This window comes from Geodermatophilus sp. SYSU D00742, assembly GCF_054049935.1.
In genome coordinates this window covers 110568-126616 of sequence record NZ_JBJGYJ010000005.1, presented here as the reverse complement: position 1 = coordinate 126616, position 16049 = coordinate 110568, and the positions used below count along the sequence as shown (strand labels likewise).

Here is a 16049-nt window from a genome sequence, read left to right as displayed (position 1 = left end):
ACCATCCGTCACATGTGACCCATCCGTACCTCTCGCACTGGCGCGATGGGGTGACCATCGTGCAAACTGTTCACAGGGCCCCTGGTCCAGCAACCGCCGAACACAGCCTGTCACCGAATCGATCGTCCGTTGGGGAAGACGAGACCGATCGAGTCGATGGAGGTACCCCGTGCAGCGACGGTCTACCCAGGGTGTCGTCTTCGTGCACGCGTGCCCGAAGGCGCTCTGCCAGCACGTCGAGTGGGCGCTCGAACGCGTCATCGGCGCGCCGGTCTCCCTGTCGTGGGCCGACCAGCCCGCGGCACACGGTTCCTACCGTGCCGAGGTCGCCTGGACGGGCGCTCCCGGGACGGGGGCGAAGCTGGTCGCTGCGTTGCGCGCGTGGCCGATGCTCCGCTTCGAGGTGACCGAGGAAGCCAGCTACGGCAACGACGGCGAGCGCATGTCGTACGTGCCCGGCCACGGCGTCTACCGCGCACCCACGAGCGCCAACGGTGACCTCATCGTCACCGAGCAGCAGCTGCGTCACCTCGCCGCCACCGCGACCTCCATCGAGGCGTTCCGGCACGGTGTCGACGGGCTCCTCGGCGCCGCCTGGGACGCCGACCTCGAGGTCTACCGGCACGCCGGCGACGGCCAGCCGGTGACCTGGCTGCACCAGGTCGTATGAGGGAGGACCCCGCTGCCCCTCGCCGCTCGCGGGCTCGCGGCGGGGTCCTGCGGCAGGGTCAGATCACGATCCGACTACGACGGCCCGGTGGCACCCGGTCGCTCGTCGTAGGCTGAGGCCGGTCGTCCGGACGTCGTCGGGGAAGCGGCGTCCGGGCGACCACGAGCCCCGACGACAGGGCCCGGCACCCCGCGGGGTGCCGGGCCCTGTGGCGCGCCGGGTCAGAGCGGGATGTTGCCGTGCGCCCCGCGCCCGGGCCGGGCCGCCGCGAGGGCGGCGATCAGGCGGCGGCGGGTCCGCGACGGCTCGACGACCTCGTCCACCACGCCGATCTGCAGTGCCCGGTTCACCCCGCCGGCGATCCGCTCGTGCTCGGCGGCCAGCTGCGCGTGCAGCGCCTCCCGCTCACCGGGCGGGGCGGCGGCCAGCTTCTTGCGGTGCAGGATGCCGACGGCCGCCTTGGCGCCCATGACGGCGACCTCCGCACCGGGCCAGGCGAAGACCGCCGTCGCGCCCAGGGAACGGGCGTTCATCGCGATGTAGGCCCCGCCGTAGGACTTGCGGGTCACCAGCGTCACCCGCGGCACCACGGCCTCGGCGAAGGCGTGCAGCAGCTTGGCGCCGCGCCGCACCACGCCGTCCCACTCCTGGCCGACACCGGGCAGGTAGCCGGGGACGTCCACCAGGACCACCAGCGGGACGCCGAAGGCGTCGCACATGCGCACGAAGCGGGCCGCCTTCTCCGCCGACGCGGAGTCCAGGCAGCCACCCAGCCGGAGCGGGTTGTTGGCGACCACGCCGACGGTGCGCCCGGCCAGCCGGCCGAGCGTGGTGACGATGTTCGGCGCCCAGCGCGGGTGCAGCTCCAGCCCGGGCCCGTCGAGCACGGCGGCCACGAGCGGCCGCACGTCGTAGGCGCGGTTGGGCTTCTCCGGCAGGAGCGCCCGCAGGTCCACGTCCGGCTCGTCGTCGGCCGGGGCGAGGGACCCCTGCGCGGCCAGCAGGGAGACCGCCTCCCGCGCGGTGTCGAGCGCGGCCTGCTCGGTCTCGGTGACCACGTGCACGACGCCGCTGCGCCGGCCGTGGGTGTCGGGGCCTCCGAGGCGCTCCATGTCGACGTCCTCGCCGGTGACCGACCGGACGACGTCCGGGCCGGTGACGAACACCCGCCCGGCCGGCCCCATGATGACCAGGTCGGTGAGCGCGGGCCCGTAGGCGGCGCCGCCGGCGGCCGGCCCGAGGACGACGGAGATCTGCGGCACCCGACCGGAGGCCCGCACCATCGCCTCGAAGACCTCGCCGACCGCGTGCAGGGCGGTCACGCCCTCGGCGAGCCGGGCGCCGCCGGAGTGCCAGATGCCGACGACGGGCACCCGCTCGCGCAGTGCGGCGTCGATCGCGTCGACGATGTGTCGGCAGCCGTCGAGACCCATCGCCCCGCCCATCACGGTGGCATCGGTGCAGTAGGCGATCGCCGGGGTGCCGGCGACGGTGCCCCGGGCGGCCAGGACGCCGGAGGTGTCCCGCGTCCCCAGCAGCGTGACGGAGTCCGCGTCGAAGAACCGGGCGAGCCGGTCCGCCGGGTCGCGCGGGTCGACGTCGGTGGGGAGGGGAGCGGCGGACAGGGCGGTCACGGGACCTCCGGGGCTCGGGCGGTTCAGGGCAGGCGGCATCGCTGCACCGGCCCGGGGCCGGGCCGGCGCAGTCGGTGGGGAGGGGCCGCTCAGACGGTGGTGAACACCAGCGCGATGTTGTGGCCGCCGAAGCCGAAGGAGTCGTTGACCGCGGCGGAGAGCTGGGCGCGCCGCGGTTCCCGGCGGACGATGTCGAGGGCCTGGACGGCGGCGTCGTCGTCCGGGTCGTCGAGGTTGGCCGTCGCCGGCACGACCTGCTCGCGCAGGGCGAGGACCGTGAACACCGACTCCAGGGCGCCCGCGGCGCCCAGCAGGTGCCCGGTCTGGCTCTTGGTGGCCGTCACCAGGACGTGCTCGCCGATGGAGTTGCGGATCGCGGAGGCCTCGGCCGTGTCACCGACCGGCGTGGAGGTGGCGTGCGCGTTGACGTGGCCCACGTCGGTCGCGGACAGGCCCGCGTCACGCAGGGCCGCACTGATGGCGCGCCCGGCGCCCTCACCCTCGGGGTGCGGGGCCACCAGGTCGTAGCCGTCCGCCGTCGCGCCCGCGCCGGCGAGCCGGGCGTGGATGCGAGCGCCGCGCGCCCGGGCGGCGTCGCCCCGCTCGAGCACCAGCGCGGCCGCGCCCTCGCCCAGCACGAAGCCGTCGCGGGCCTTGTCGAACGGCCGGGAGGCGCGCTCGGGCTCGTCGTTGCGGGTGCTCATCGCGCGCATGGCGGCGAACCCGGCCATCGGCAGGGGGTGCACGCAGGCCTCGGCGCCCCCGACCAGGACGACGTCCGCGCGGTCGAAGCGCAGCAGGTCCAGGCCCCACCGGATCGCCTCGGCGCCGGAGGCGCAGGCGCTCACCGGTGCGTGCACGCCGCCCTTGGCGCCGACGGCCAGCCCGACCGCGGCGGCCGGGCCGTTGGGCATGAGCATGGGGATGGTGAAGGGGGAGACCCGCTTGGGGCCCTTCTCCTCCAGGACGTCGTCCTGCCCGAGCAGGGTCAGCGCCCCGCCGATGCCGGTGCCGAAGACGACGGCGACCCGCTCGGGCGCCACGCCGGCGTCGGCGGCGCCGGAGTCACGCCACGCCTCCTCGGCGGCGACCACGGCCACCTGCTGGCTGCGGTCGAGCCGGCGGGCGCGGACGCGGTCCAGCTGCTCGGCGGGGTCGGCCGGCAGCCGGGCGACGAGCTGGGCCGGGAACTCCTTGATCCAGTCGTCGGTGATCCGGCTGACCCCCGACCGCCCGGCCAGCAGTGCGTCCCACGTGCTGGCGACGTCGCCACCGAGCGGCGTGGTGGCACCGAGTCCGGTGACGACGACATCGCCGACTGACGTGCTCATGACGAATCCTCCTGGGACGTGCGGCCGGGGGCCGGGGCAGCCGGGGGTGGCTCAGCCCTGGTTCTTCTGGATGTAGCTGATGGCGTCGCCGACGGTCTTGATGTTGCCCAGCTCGTCGTCGGGGATGGCGACGCCGAACTTGTCCTCGACCGCGGTGGCGATCTCGACCATCGACAGCGAGTCGACGTCGAGGTCCTCCGTGAACGACTTCTCGGGGGTGGCGTCGGCAGGGGCGACGCCGGCGACCTCCTCCAGGATCTCGGCCAGACCGGTCTGGATGTCCTCGCTCACGCGGGGTCCTCTCTCTCTCGGATGGGGCGGGGGGACCCGCCGTGGTTCCCGGGGAGCCCGGGGGTTCGTGGTGCGTGCTCATGTCAGCACGGTCAGGGCAGGACGACGACCTGACCGGCGAACGTCAGGCCCGCGCCGTAGCCGAGCAGCAGCGCGGTGTCACCGCTCTTGGCCTCACCGGTCTCCAGCAGTGCCGACAGGGCCAGCGGGACGGAGGCGGAGGAGGTGTTGCCCGAGCGGACGATGTCGCGGGCGATGACCGTGCGCTCGGGCAGGCCGAGGCGCTTGGCCATGAGCTCGATGATCCGCAGGTTCGCCTGGTGCGGCGCGAAGACGTCGATGTCCTCGGGCCCCACGCCGGCGCGGCGCATCGCCTCGGCCAGCGTGTCGGTGAGCCGGGTGGTGGCCCAGCGGTACACGGCCTGACCGGCCATGCTCATGACCTTCTCGCCCTCGGGGATGGCGATGGCGGTGAACTGGTCGCCGTCACTGCCCCAGACGACGGGCCCCACGGCGGGGCTGTCCGAGGGGCCGAGGACCGCGGCCCCGGCGCCGTCGGCGAAGATCACCGCGGTCGACCGGTCGGTCAGGTCGGTGTAGTCGGTGAGCCGTTCGCCGCCGACCACGAGCGCGTTGCGGGCCGAACCGGAGCGGATGGCGTCGGCCGCGGCGCTCAGCGCGTAGCACCACCCCGCACACCCGGCGTTCACGTCGAACGCGCCGGGCCGGGGGATCCCCAGCCGGTGCGCGATCTGCGGCGCCAGCCCCGGGATCGAGCTCGGCGGACTGGCGGTCGCCAGCAGCACGAGGTCGACCTCGGCAGCGTCCAGGCCGCTGGCCGCGAGGGCCTTGCCCCCGGCGGCGACGCTCATCTCCGCCAGCGTCTCGTCCGGCTCGGCCCAGCGGCGTTCGGCGATGCCGACCCGCGCCTGGATCCACTCGTCGTTGGTGTCCATCACCTGGGCGAGCTCGTCGTTGGTGACCCGGCGGCGGGGGCGGTAGCTCCCGAGACCGAGGATGCGCGCGCCGGGCGCACCGGCGGGCAGCTGCAGCGTGGTCATTCCGCACCTTCCGGGTAGAGCCGGGCGATCGGGTCCCCTGCATCGACCAGGTCGCCGTCCTGCACGAGCCACTCGGCCAGTACCCCGTCGTACCCGGCTGAGACGTTCACGTCCTCGCGGCGGCTGCGGATGACGCCCAGCGGGGTGCCGGCCGGCAGGCGCGAGCCCTCGGCCACCTCCGCCGGGCTGACCGTGCCGCGCACCGGGGAGACGACCACCCGCCAGTCGGGCAGGTGCTCGGCCTCCGCCCGGCCGCGCTCGGCGGCGATGAGCTCGCGGGCGCGGTCGAGGTCGGCCGGGCCGCTGACCGCGAGGATCTCGACGTCGGCGCCCTTCCACTGCCGCTTCGCCAGGCCCGCCAGCGCCCCGGCCGGCGGCAGCTCGATGGCCGCGGTCACCCCCAGCTCGCGCATGGTCGCCAGGCACGCGTCGAAGCGGACCGGGCTGGTGACCTGGCTGACCAGCCGGGCGAGTGCCTCGGCGCCGGAGGACACCGCGGCGCCGTCGGCGTTGGAGAGCAGCAGCCGGCTCGGGTCGGCCGGGCGCAGCCCGCCGACGAGGCCCTCGAGCTCGGCGCGGGCGGAGGCCATGTACTCGGTGTGGAACGCGCCGGCCACCGACAGCGGCATGATCCGCGCCTTCGCCGGCGGGTCGGCCCTGAGCGCGGCCAGCCCGTCGAGCGGGCCGGCGGCCACGACCTGGCCGCCGCCGTTCATGTTGGCCGCCACGAGGCCGTGCTCGGCGAGCTTCGCGGCGACCTCGTCGGGGTCCCCGCCGAGGACCGCGGACATCCCGGTGGGGGTCTGCGCGCACGCGGCGGCCATGGCCCGGCCGCGGACGGCGGTCAGCGCGATCGCCGCCTCCACGCTCAGCACGCCGGCGAGGGCGGCCGCGGTCAGCTCGCCGACGCTGTGCCCGGTGATGACGACGTCCCGGCCGGCCTGCGGCGTGTGCGCCACCGGGCCGGGCAGCCCGCCGAGCTCGCGGGCGATGAACAGGCTCATCGCGACGACCAGCGGCTGGGTGACCGCGGTGTCCTTGATGGCCTCGGCGTCGCCGGTCGTGCCCAGCTCGAGGAGGTCGGCGTCGGCGATCGCGCCGGCCCAGCGGAAGAAGGACTCTGCGCCGGGGAGCCCGAGCCAGTCGGTCAGCATCCCGGGTTTCTGCGCACCCTGTCCGGGGGCGAGGACGGCCAGCACCTCCACACCGTGTCAGAGATCGCGGCTCCGCGTGGTGGGGAGCGGCACGAAAGCACACCGGTGCTCTTTGGAGGGTCCCCACAAAAGATGCGCCATCTCCGGCGCATCCACCGAGTGCCGGTGGTGGGAACCACACTGTCCGGCGCCGGCCGTGTGCGGGGCCCGTGGCCGGTCCGCGAGGCGGGGGGCCCGCCTCAGTGCCAGAGGGAACGGTCCTGGTCGAGGGCGGCCAGGGCGAGGGCCACCTGCAACGTCCAGCCACCACGTGCGTCGGTCGCCGACAGCCCGGTCAGCTCGGTCGCCCGCTTGAGCCGGTACCGCACGGTGTTGGGGTGGACGAACAGGGCCCGGGCGCTGGCCTCCAGGTTGCCGCCGCTGGCGAGCACCGCGCGCACCGTCTCCAGCACCTCGCCGCCGGCGCCCTGCAGCGGCAGCGCGACCCGCTCCTGCAACGTGGCCCGCGCGACCGGGTCGCCGTCCAGGGCCCGTTCGGGCAGGAGCGCGTCGGCCGGCACCGGCCGTGGCGACCCGGGCCACGCCGCGGCCGCCCGCAGGCCGGCGAGGGCGGCGGCCGCGGAGTCGCCGGCGCGGCTCAGCGAGTCGACGACCGGCCCCATCACCACCGGGCCGGGGCCGAACTCGTCGCTGACCCGCTCGGCCACCTCCTCCAGCCGCTCGGTGCCACCCAGCACGACGACCAGCTGGTCGGCGTGCACACCGACGAGCACCTCGCTGCGCAGCTGACGGGCCGCGCGGCGGGCGGCGGCGTGCGCGTCACCGGCCGCCGGTGCGGCGCCGACCAGCACCGTGACCGGGCTCATCGCCGCCCACCCCAGCGCCGACGCCCGGCCGGACAGCTCCTCGGTGCGTTCCCCGCGCACCAGCGCGTCGACCACGAGGGCCTCCAGGCGGGCGTCCCAGGCGCCGCGGCTCTCGGCGAAGCTGGCGTAGACGTGCGCGGTGGCGAAGGCGACCTCGCGGCTGAACTGCAGCACCGCCAGGCGCAGCGCGTCCGCGTCGCCGGGCTCGGCGACGGACTCGACGAAGTCGTCCATCACCTCGACGGTCACCTTGATGAGGTCGACCGTGTGCTTGAGCGGTACCACCCGCGCCAGCTCACGGGGCGCGGCACCGAAGACCTCACCGGTGAGCCGAGGGGGCCGGGTGGGGGTGCGGCACCACTCCACCAACGAGGCGATGCCGGCCTGGGCCACGAGCATCACCCAGGAGCGCTGGTCGGCGGGCATGGTGCGGAACCACGGCAGGACGTCGTCCATGCGGGCCACCGCGCGCGTGGCCAGGGACCCCGACGCGCGCTCCAGCCGACGCAGCGTGGCGTCGGAGGGCGGGCGGTGGCTTCCCCGGTCCGGCACGGCCCCACCCTGTCATGCGGGGACGCCGGGTCCCGCGTCGTCCCCGGCCGCCGTGTCGGGGAGAGTGGGGCCGTGGACGTGCTCCGGCGGGACGGGACGGCGACGCGGCGCCGGCGCGCCCTCGCCGCGGCCGGGGCCGGGCTCGGCGTGTTCGGCCTGCTGGGCCTGGGGGTGCTGGTCGGCTTCGCGCCCCAGGTGCGTCTCGACGAGGCGGTGAGCCGGGCGCTGTACGCCGGCGACGACCGTTCACCCGCCCTCGACCTGCTCCTTGAGGTGCTCACCACGCCGGGGGTCGTCTGGTTCCGGGTGCTGGTGTCCCTGCCGGTGCTGTTCTGGCTGGGCACCCGCCGGGCCTGGCGGACGGCGGCCTGGGTGGTCTCCGCGAACGTCGCCGTCAGCCCCCTGACCGTCGCGCTCAAGGAGTTCGTCGGCCGGGTGCGTCCGGCCTTCGAGAACGGCGGGGCGAGCTACGAGGGGCTGAGCTTCCCCAGCGGGCACTCGTCGGGCATCGCCACGCTGGTGACCCTGGCCCTGGTGCTGGCCTGGCCGCGGCTGGCGCCGGGATGGCGCCGTCCCGCCCTGGCTGCGGGGGCCGCCCTCGCGCTGCTGGTCGGGCTGACCCGGATGTGGCTGGGCGTGCACTTCCTCTCCGACGTGGTCGGCGGGCTGGCGCTGGGGGTGGCGTGGACCCTCGCGGTCGCCCTGGTGTTCGACGCGCTGCCCGGTGGACGGGCCGCCCTGCCGCCCCGGGAGGCGACGTGAGCAGCTCCGTACCCGTGCCGGCTCCGCCGACGGCAGCGACCAGGAGGGCACCGTGACGGGGCTGCGGTCGCAGGTGCTCCTCGAGCCGGACGACGCCTCGCTGGGCCCGCTCCTGCGGATCGCCGCCGACCGCCTGGAGCCGGGCGCCGGGTACGGCCGGCACCACCACCGCGCCGTCGACGTCGTGGCGGTGGTCCTCGACGGGTCGCTGCGCCACGGCTGGGGGGACGGGGCGCTGATGAGGGCCGGCGACGTCGCCGTGCTGCGCGCGGGCACCGGACTCGAGCACGACGAGGTCGCGGAGGAGGCCGGGGCCCGGGTGGTGCAGACCTACCTGCGCAGCGCCCGCCCCGACGCCGCGCCCGGGCACGAGGTCCACCCGGCGTCGCAGGGCTGGGTGGACCTGGACCGGCCCGACGCGCGGCTGTGGGTGGGCCGGGCACCGGCGGACGGCGACGTGGCGGTGCCGGCCGGCCTGCTCGTGCTGGCCGGCCCGGACGGCGTGCGGGTCGAGCGCCAGGACGGCGGGCGGGTGACCGGGCCCGGCACCGTGCTGGTCTGGCAGGTGGACGCCGCCCGCCCCGCCTGGGCAGAGTGGTGAGCATGGAACCGGCTCCCTCGCAGGACCCCGCCGCGAGCTCGCGGGCGGTGGGGGGCGAGGGGGTCCCCTCCCTGCTCGCCGCGGCTCGAGCCGACGCCGACCGGACCGTGGACCTGCGCCGCCGGTTGCACCGCCACCCCGAGATCGGGCTGCACCTGCCCCGCACCCAGGCCACCGTGCTGGAGGAGCTCGCCGGTCTGCCGGTCGAGGTGACGACCGGGAAGTCGACGAGCGCGGTCGTCGGTGTCCTCCGCGGCGCCCGGCCCGGCCCGACGTACCTGCTGCGGGCGGACATGGACGGCCTGCCGGTGCACGAGGACACCGGGCTGTCCTTCGCCTCCGAGGTCCCCGGTGCGATGCACGCCTGCGGGCACGACCTGCACGTGGCGATGCTGTTCGGCGCCGCCCGGCTGCTGGCCGAGCGCCGCGACGAGCTGGCCGGGCAGGTCGTGCTCATGCTGCAGCCGGGGGAGGAGGGCTTCCACGGCGCCCGCTACATGCTGGAGGAGGGGCTGCTCGACGTCGTCCCGGAGGCTCCGGTGAGCGGGGCGTTCGCGCTGCACGTGTTCTCCACGCAGCCCAGCGGCGTGGTGAGCGTGCGCCCGGGGCCGATGATGGCCGCCGCCGACCACTGGATGGTGACCGTGCACGGCCGGGGCGGGCACGCCTCGATGCCGCACGCGGCGGCCGACCCGGTACCCGTCGCCGCCGAGATCGTGCTGGCGCTGCAGTCGATGGTGACCCGCCGGGCGCCGGTCTTCGACCCAGCCGTGCTGACCGTCGCGCACCTCACCGCGGGCTCCACCGACAACGTCATCCCCGACACCGCGTTCCTCGAGGGCACGATCCGCACGCTGTCGGCGCAGCGGCGGGCCGACATGGTGGCCGGGGTGGAGCGGGTGGCTCGGCACGTGGCCGCGGCGCACGAGCTGCAGGTGGAGTTCGACCACCGCGAGGGCTACCCGGTGACCGTCAACGACGCGGGGGTGGCCGAGGCGGTGCGGACCACCGCGGCGGCGCTGCTCGGCCCCCAGCGCAGCGTCACCGCGCGCGAGCCGCTGATGGGGGCGGAGGACTTCGCCTACGTGCTGCAGCGGGTGCCCGGGGCGATGGCCTTCCTCGGTGCCTGCCCGCCGGGGCAGGACCCGGCGACGGCCGCCGGCAACCACTCCAACCTCGTCGTGTTCGACGAGGACGTGCTGCCCGACGGCGCGGCCCTGTACGCGGCGATGGCGCTGGAGGCACTGTCTGGTTGACGCTGGAACCGGGTGGCCGGGTGGCCGGGTGGCCGGGTGGCCGGGTGGCTGTGGCGAGCCCGGGGCGTCCGGGTTCTACCGATGGTCACGCCTCATCGGCCGACCCCTTCCCCGGCCGGTGGCCGGGGAGCATGCTGGCCGCGGACGCTGCTCTGCTCGTTCTCGTATCCCGGCAGGTGCGTATGGCCGCCGTTTCGGGTTCGCACGGTGCGGTGGACGAGTACGCCGACCTCGAGATCGGCCTGCACCGCCGTGACGCGGTCTCCTTGAGCGTCGAACTGCGCTTCTCCCTGCCGCGGAGCGATGGTGAGGTGCAGTTGGACACTCCTGGGCCGTTGCTCGCGGACATCGACCCACGCCGGCTCGATGCCCTCGTCGACGATGAGGAGTACGGCCTGGCGCTGGGGCACGGGCTGTTCGACCACGGGGTCGGGGCGGCGTACCAGACGGCGGTCGCGACGTCCCAGAGCCAGCGCCTGCCCCTTCGCGTGCGCCTGGTGATGGGGAGGAACGCCGCCGCGCTGCACGGGCTGCGGTGGGAGACGCTGCGCAACCCCGTGGACGGCTCGACGCTGCTGACGAACGAGAACGTGCTGTTCTCGCGGTACCTCAGCAGCCAGGACTGGCGCCCCGTGGGGGTCCGGGCGCGCGATGAACTGAGAGCTCTCGCGGTGGTCGCCGGACCCGTCGGCCTCGATTCCATCGACGCCGGGCGCCCCCTGGCACCCGTGCGCGTCGACGAGGAGCTCGCTCGCGCCCGCGAGGGGCTGGCCACCCTGAGGCTGACGACGCTGCCCGGAGCGGCCGCACCCACGGCGGCGAACATCCTGGATCAGGTGCGTCGCGGGTTCGACGTGCTCTACCTGGTCTGCCACGGCTACGTCGCGAACGACGAGCCGGTGCTCCTGCTCGTCGACGAGGAGGATCGTGCTGCCCCGCTCCTCGGCAGTGACCTGATCAGCCAGCTGAGGGACCTGTCCCGGCTGCCACGGCTGGTCTTCCTGGCGTCCTGCCAGAGTGCGGGGGCGGGCGCGGACCGGCGCAGCGAGGACGCCGGCGTGTTGGCCGCGTTGGGGCCGCGGTTGGCAGAGGTGGGCGTGCCCGCCGTGGTGGCGATGCAGGGCAACGTCTCCATGACCACGGCTGCCGCTTTCACGAAGGCCTTCTTCAGGAGCCTGGATGCGGACGGGCTCGTGGACCGTGCGACGGCGGTCGCGAGGGCGGCCGTGCGGGATCGGCCCGACTGGTGGGTCCCGGCGCTGTTCATGCGGCTGAGGAGCGGGCGGCTGTGGTACCAGCCAGGGATCGCACCCGGCGGCGAGCCGTTCGACAAGTGGCCGTCGTTGATCACGTCGCTCAGCCGCTCCATGTGCACGCCGATCATCGGTCCGGGGATCAGCGACGCCCTGCTGGGGACCCGGCAGGAGATCGCAGGGGACTGGGCGAGGAGCTACGGCTTCCCCATGGCGCCGCACGACAGGGAGAGCCTTCCGCAGGTCGCGCAGTACCTGTCGATCCACCAGGACCGGCCGTTCCTGCGCGCGGAACTCGAGCGTTACCTGCGTCGGACCCTCGTGGAGCGATACGGGGACGAACTCCCGGCGGACCTGCTCCGGGAGCACGCCTCACTGGAAGACCTCATCGCCGGCGCGTGGGAGGCGCGACACCGACGCGAAGCGGTCGACCCGTACTCGGTCCTGGCCCTGCTGCCGGCGCCGGTGTACGTCACGACTCAGCCCTCGCGCCTCCTGGCTCGAGCCCTGGCCGACGCCGGGCGCAAGCCGGAGGTGGAGCTCTGCCGCTGGTACGGGGACGATGACTGGTCGGAGTCGGTGTTCGACCGGGAGCCCGGGTACCGGCCGACGCCCGAGCGCCCGCTGATCTACCACCTGCTCGGCACGCTGGACCAGCCGGAGTCTCTCGTGCTGACCGAGGACGACTACTTCGACTTCCTCATCGGCGTGACCCGCAACCAGGATCTCGTCCCGACGACGGTGCGCCGACGGCTGTCGGATTCGGCACTGATGTTCGTGGGGTTCCGTCTGGACGAGTGGGACTTCCGGGTCCTGTACCGCAGTCTCATGAGTTCCGAGGGCGGCAACCGGCGCAAGAGCTACACCCACGTCGCCGTCCAGATCGATCCCGAGGAAGACGCGACCATCGACGCCGGGCGCGCGCGGAGCTACCTGGAGGAGTACTTCCGGGACGCCCGTGTGTCGGTGTACTGGGGCACCACCGAGCACTTCGTCAAGGAGCTGCGACGGGAGTGGGAGCGGCGGCGGTCATGACCGCCGCAGCACCGCCGCGGCTCGGCAATCCCTATGTCGGCCCGGTGTCCTTCGGCCCCGGCGACCCGCTGTACGGGCGGGACCGGGAGCGGGAGGACCTGCTCGACCTCCTGATCGCCGAGCGGATCGTGCTGCTCTACTCCCCGTCGGGGGCGGGGAAGACGTCGCTGATCGAGGCAGCGCTGGTGCCGGCGCTGCGCGAGACCTCCTTCGAGGTGCTGCCGACCATTCGGGTCACCCACGCGCTCGCACCGGATCACGACATACCCACGCCGCGCAACCGCTATGTGATGAGCGTGCTGCTCTCCCTCGAGGAGGGAGTGGAGCCGGGCAAGCAGCGGCCCGTCGCCGAGCTGGCGACCCTGACGCTGCGCGAGTACCTGGAGGCCCACGCCGACCGGGACGGCCGGCCGGGCAACGAGGTGTTGGTCTTCGATCAGTTCGAGGAGGTGCTGACCGCCGATCCCACCGACGAGCCGGTCAAGCACGCCTTCTTCAGAGAACTCGGCCAGACCCTGCGGGACCGGGGCCACTGGGCACTGTTCTCCATGCGGGAGGACTTCCTCGCGGCGCTGGACCCCTACCTCAAGTACGTCCCCACGCGCTTCCGGACCACCTTCAGGCTCGACCTGCTGTCCGTGTCGGAGGCACTCGAGGCGATCCGCCGGCCGGCCCAGCGGATGGGTGTGGACTTCACGGAGGAGGCCGCCCAGCAGCTGGTGGACGACCTGCGGACCGTCCGCGTGCAGCGGCCGAACGGGATCACCGAGGTGCTCGGCTCCTACGTGGAGCCGGTCCAGCTGCAGGTCGCCTGCCACGTGCTGTGGTCGATGCTGCCCCCCGGCGCCACGGAGATCACCCCTGCCGACGTCGAGGCCCTGGGGCGGGTGGACCAGGCGCTGGGCGACTACTACGCCGAGCGCGTCGGTACCGCCGCGGAGCGGACGGGGGTGCCCGAGCGGGTGATCCGGGACTGGTTCGAGGAGCGCCTGATCACCCCGCAGGGGCTGCGCAGTCAGGTGCTGACCGGACCGGAGTCCACCGCGGCGGCTGGGCACCACCTGCTCGACGAGCTCCTCGACGCCCACCTGGTCCGTGCCGAGACCCGCAGGCAGGCCACGTGGTACGAGCTGGCACACGACCGGCTGATCGAGCCCGTCCGGCGGGACAACGCGGCCTGGCGGGCCCAGCACCTGTCCTCCTTCGAGCGCGCAGTCGTGCTGTGGGAGCAGGAGGGCAGGCCGGACCGCCTGCTGCTGCTGGGCGCGGACCTTGCGGCGGCGGAGCAGGACGAGGCCGTCCGGACGGGCGCGCTCACTCCCCGGCAGCGGGAGTTCCTCGAGGCGTCCCGACGGGCGGACGAGCAGGCACGCAGGGACGTGGAGACCGCCGCTGCGCTGCGGCGCTCCGCGCGGAGGCTGAGGGTCGCCGTCGCCCTGGTCACCCTGTTGGCCATCGCGGCGGTGCTGTTCCTCGTCCAGTCGCGCAGTGCGCAGAACCGGGCGCAGCAGGAGCGGGACCGGGCCGAGGAGCAGGAGGTGGCCACCCGGCTGCTCCTGGACGCGCAGCGGAACGTCGGCGTCGATGAGGGCCTCGCGGGGGCCCTGGCGGCCGAGGGCGCCGCGACGTACCCGGCCGCCGACCTCCCGGAGTACGCCCGGGACGTCCTGTACCGGGCCGCCTCGTCACCGGTCTCGCTCGCGCTGCGTGGGCAGCGGGGTCCCTCCGCGTCGGCGGCCATCTCCGAGGACGGCAGCGTCGTCGTGGTGGCCGGAGCCGAGGACGTCCAGGTCTGGGACCGCCTGACCGGGCAGTCCCGTGCGCGGCTGCCCCTCGAGGACGGCGAGGCTGTCAGCTCGCTCGACGTGACGGCGGACGGGCGCACGGTCGTCGCCGGCACGAAGGACGGCGCGCTGCTGGCGTGGGACGTGGCCTCCGCTCGCCCGGTGCGCTGGGCGGAGGGCTCTGAATGGGTGTGGCGCGTCGTCCGGTCCCCGCTCGGTGATCGGTTCGCGTCCGTCGGCGCGAGCACGCAGGTACAGGTGTGGGGCCTCGACGGTGCACTGCGGCTCAGCGTTGCCGACCCGGCCTCCTCCTACACCAACGCGGTGGCGTTCAGCCCGGACGGGAGCCTGCTGGCCACGGTCGGGAGCAACCCGGAGGTGGTCCTGTGGGACGCGGTGACCGGCGCCGAGCGCGCCCGGCTGCCGTTGCCCGAGGAGGCCCACCAGGTGCACTTCGGGACAGACGACGTGAGCGCGCTGGCCACCGTCACCGGGAAGGCCGTCACCGTGTGGGACCTGGATCGCTGGGGGGAGCGCTATCCACCGCTCCTCACCGCACCCAACCGGTACTACAACCTCGACTGGGACCTCACGAGGGCCCTGTCGGTGGACCCCTACGGCGCGGTGGGCGTGTACGACCTGGCGAGCGGCCGCGAGATCGCGTCGTCGTACCTGCCCGGCGCCTCGACGTGGGGAGCCGGCTTCGACCGGGACCCAGGCCGCGTCCTCGTGTTGAGCAGCGACGTCGACCCGGCCTTCTGGGACCTGCGCCCCGCGGGTGGGTCTGCTTACGTGGCTGCAGCGGACGTGGCGGGGGATCGGGCCTTCGCGGCGTGGACCGACGGCACGGTGCAGATGTGGCCGGGCGAAGGGACCGACAGCGGCGGGAGCGTCGTCTCCGGGATCCGAGCCGAGGACGTGTACGCGCTGGCGGCCGACGGCAGCGGCGCACGGCTGGCGGTGCTGACGAACGCGAACGACGTCCACGTCTGGGAGACCTCGACCGGGACGGCGCTGCTGACCGTGCCGGCGGGCGTCGACCCGGTCTGGGACGTCGACCTCAGCCCCGATGGAGCGGTCCTGGTCATCGGGGACCAAGTCGGTCGCGTGAGTACCTGGGACGTCGCCACTGGGACGAAGCTGTGGGAGAAGGAACTCGTGGCCACCCGGGACCGGACTGTCCGGGCACTCCAGATGTCCCCTGACGGCACCAGCGTCCTCGTCGCGTTGTACCCACCGCCCCCCCTCTCCACGTACGGTGTCGCGCCCGACGAGCAGCCGGCAGCCCTGGTGGCTCCGCTCTCCGGTGACGGATCGCCACTCGAGCTGCATCTCCCCCGGGACGAACCCGGAGAGGTCGTGACCGCCGCGGCGTTCGGCGCCGACGGGGAGACGGTGGTCCTGGGAACCACCGGGGGTCGCGTGGCCGTCCTGGACGCCCAGAGTGGGCAGGCCGTGTGGCCAGACCCCCCGGTCGCGCACGCGGGGGAGGTCCGTGAGGTCCTCGTCGACGGGACCGACGGGAGCGTCCTCACGCTGGGAGCGGACTACCGCGTGGTCGTCCACGATCCTGTCGACGGCACGAGGACCCGCCAGGTGGCATCGAGATCGATTCCCCTGGCCGCGGCCATGACGGCCGACGGCGATGAGATGGTCATTGCGAGTGACCCATCCGGCACGATGGTGATCCCCCTGAAGGATGCGGAACTCGTTCGTCTCGTCAGTTCGAAGGTCGTCTACGACCTGCCTCCGGCCCTGTGTGAGGACTACGGCCTCGACGCCGACTGCTGACCGTGCCC

General features: G+C 74.3%; 12 protein-coding genes. 6 read left to right on the top strand and 6 right to left on the bottom strand.

Going from position 1 to position 16049, the window contains the following annotated elements; genetic code table 11:
- Window positions 1-169 precede the first annotated feature (169 nt).
- The gene (locus tag ACI78V_RS05395) at window positions 170-670 is read left to right on the top strand and encodes a DUF3145 domain-containing protein (protein WP_456849658.1); all 501 of its coding nucleotides are present in this window, start codon (window positions 170-172) and stop codon (window positions 668-670) included.
- Window positions 671-891: 221 nt separating this feature from the next.
- Here the strand turns inward: ACI78V_RS05395 and ACI78V_RS05390 are convergent, their stop codons facing one another.
- The 6 genes from ACI78V_RS05390 to ACI78V_RS05365 form a co-directional block, all read right to left on the bottom strand.
- The gene (locus tag ACI78V_RS05390) at window positions 892-2304 is read right to left on the bottom strand and encodes an acyl-CoA carboxylase subunit beta (RefSeq protein WP_456849656.1); all 1413 of its coding nucleotides are present in this window, start codon (window positions 2302-2304) and stop codon (window positions 892-894) included.
- A gap of 89 nt (window positions 2305-2393) precedes the next feature.
- Window positions 2394-3635 carry a beta-ketoacyl-[acyl-carrier-protein] synthase family protein gene (locus ACI78V_RS05385; RefSeq protein WP_456849654.1) on the bottom strand — a complete coding sequence of 414 codons (1242 nt, stop codon included), beginning with the start codon at window positions 3633-3635 and terminating at the stop codon, window positions 2394-2396.
- A gap of 51 nt (window positions 3636-3686) precedes the next feature.
- Window positions 3687-3926, bottom strand: coding sequence for an acyl carrier protein (locus tag ACI78V_RS05380; protein ID WP_456849652.1), 240 nt, complete (start codon window positions 3924-3926; stop codon window positions 3687-3689).
- Between the two features lie 92 nt (window positions 3927-4018).
- Window positions 4019-4987 carry a beta-ketoacyl-ACP synthase III gene (locus tag ACI78V_RS05375; RefSeq protein ID WP_456849650.1) on the bottom strand — a complete coding sequence of 323 codons (969 nt, stop codon included), beginning with the start codon at window positions 4985-4987 and terminating at the stop codon, window positions 4019-4021.
- The gene (locus ACI78V_RS05370) at window positions 4984-6186 is read right to left on the bottom strand and encodes an acyltransferase domain-containing protein (RefSeq protein ID WP_456849648.1); all 1203 of its coding nucleotides are present in this window, start codon (window positions 6184-6186) and stop codon (window positions 4984-4986) included. Before ACI78V_RS05370 ends, ACI78V_RS05375 begins: the two co-directional genes overlap by 4 nt.
- Before the next feature lie 194 nt (window positions 6187-6380).
- On the bottom strand, window positions 6381-7559 hold the full coding sequence (locus tag ACI78V_RS05365; RefSeq protein ID WP_456849646.1) for a PucR family transcriptional regulator: 1179 nt from the start codon (window positions 7557-7559) through the stop codon (window positions 6381-6383).
- Between the two features lie 72 nt (window positions 7560-7631).
- On the opposite strand from ACI78V_RS05365, the gene ACI78V_RS05360 reads away from it, so the two are divergent.
- The 5 genes from ACI78V_RS05360 to ACI78V_RS05340 all read left to right on the top strand — a co-directional run bounded on the left by ACI78V_RS05360 (window position 7632) and on the right by ACI78V_RS05340 (window position 16041).
- Window positions 7632-8321, top strand: a complete 690-nt coding sequence (locus tag ACI78V_RS05360; protein WP_456849644.1) for a phosphatase PAP2 family protein — start codon at window positions 7632-7634, stop codon at window positions 8319-8321.
- Window positions 8322-8373: 52 nt separating this feature from the next.
- On the top strand, window positions 8374-8922 hold the full coding sequence (locus ACI78V_RS05355) for a pirin family protein (protein ID WP_456849643.1): 549 nt from the start codon (window positions 8374-8376) through the stop codon (window positions 8920-8922).
- 2 nt (window positions 8923-8924) lie between these two features.
- On the top strand, window positions 8925-10178 hold the full coding sequence (locus tag ACI78V_RS05350; protein WP_456849641.1) for a M20 metallopeptidase family protein: 1254 nt from the start codon (window positions 8925-8927) through the stop codon (window positions 10176-10178).
- 182 nt (window positions 10179-10360) lie between these two features.
- A complete protein-coding gene (locus tag ACI78V_RS05345) occupies window positions 10361-12466 on the top strand; it encodes a CHAT domain-containing protein (protein WP_456849639.1) in 2106 nt (701 codons plus the stop codon).
- Window positions 12463-16041 (top strand): nSTAND1 domain-containing NTPase, encoded by a 3579-nt coding sequence (locus ACI78V_RS05340; RefSeq protein ID WP_456849637.1) that lies wholly within the window; start codon window positions 12463-12465, stop codon window positions 16039-16041. Before ACI78V_RS05345 ends, ACI78V_RS05340 begins: the two co-directional genes overlap by 4 nt.
- Window positions 16042-16049 lie beyond the last annotated feature (8 nt).

Excerpts from the sequence above, each read along its gene's own strand:
- ACI78V_RS05340 (WP_456849637.1), top strand. The coding sequence starts at position 12,463 with ATGACCGCCGCAGCACCGCCGCGGCTCGGCAATCCCTATGTCGGCCCG.
- ACI78V_RS05345 (WP_456849639.1), top strand. The coding sequence starts at position 10,361 with ATGGCCGCCGTTTCGGGTTCGCACGGTGCGGTGGACGAGTACGCCGAC.
- ACI78V_RS05350 (WP_456849641.1), top strand. The coding sequence starts at position 8,925 with ATGGAACCGGCTCCCTCGCAGGACCCCGCCGCGAGCTCGCGGGCGGTG.
- ACI78V_RS05375 (WP_456849650.1), bottom strand. The coding sequence starts at position 4,987 with ATGACCACGCTGCAGCTGCCCGCCGGTGCGCCCGGCGCGCGCATCCTC.
- ACI78V_RS05385 (WP_456849654.1), bottom strand. The coding sequence starts at position 3,635 with ATGAGCACGTCAGTCGGCGATGTCGTCGTCACCGGACTCGGTGCCACC.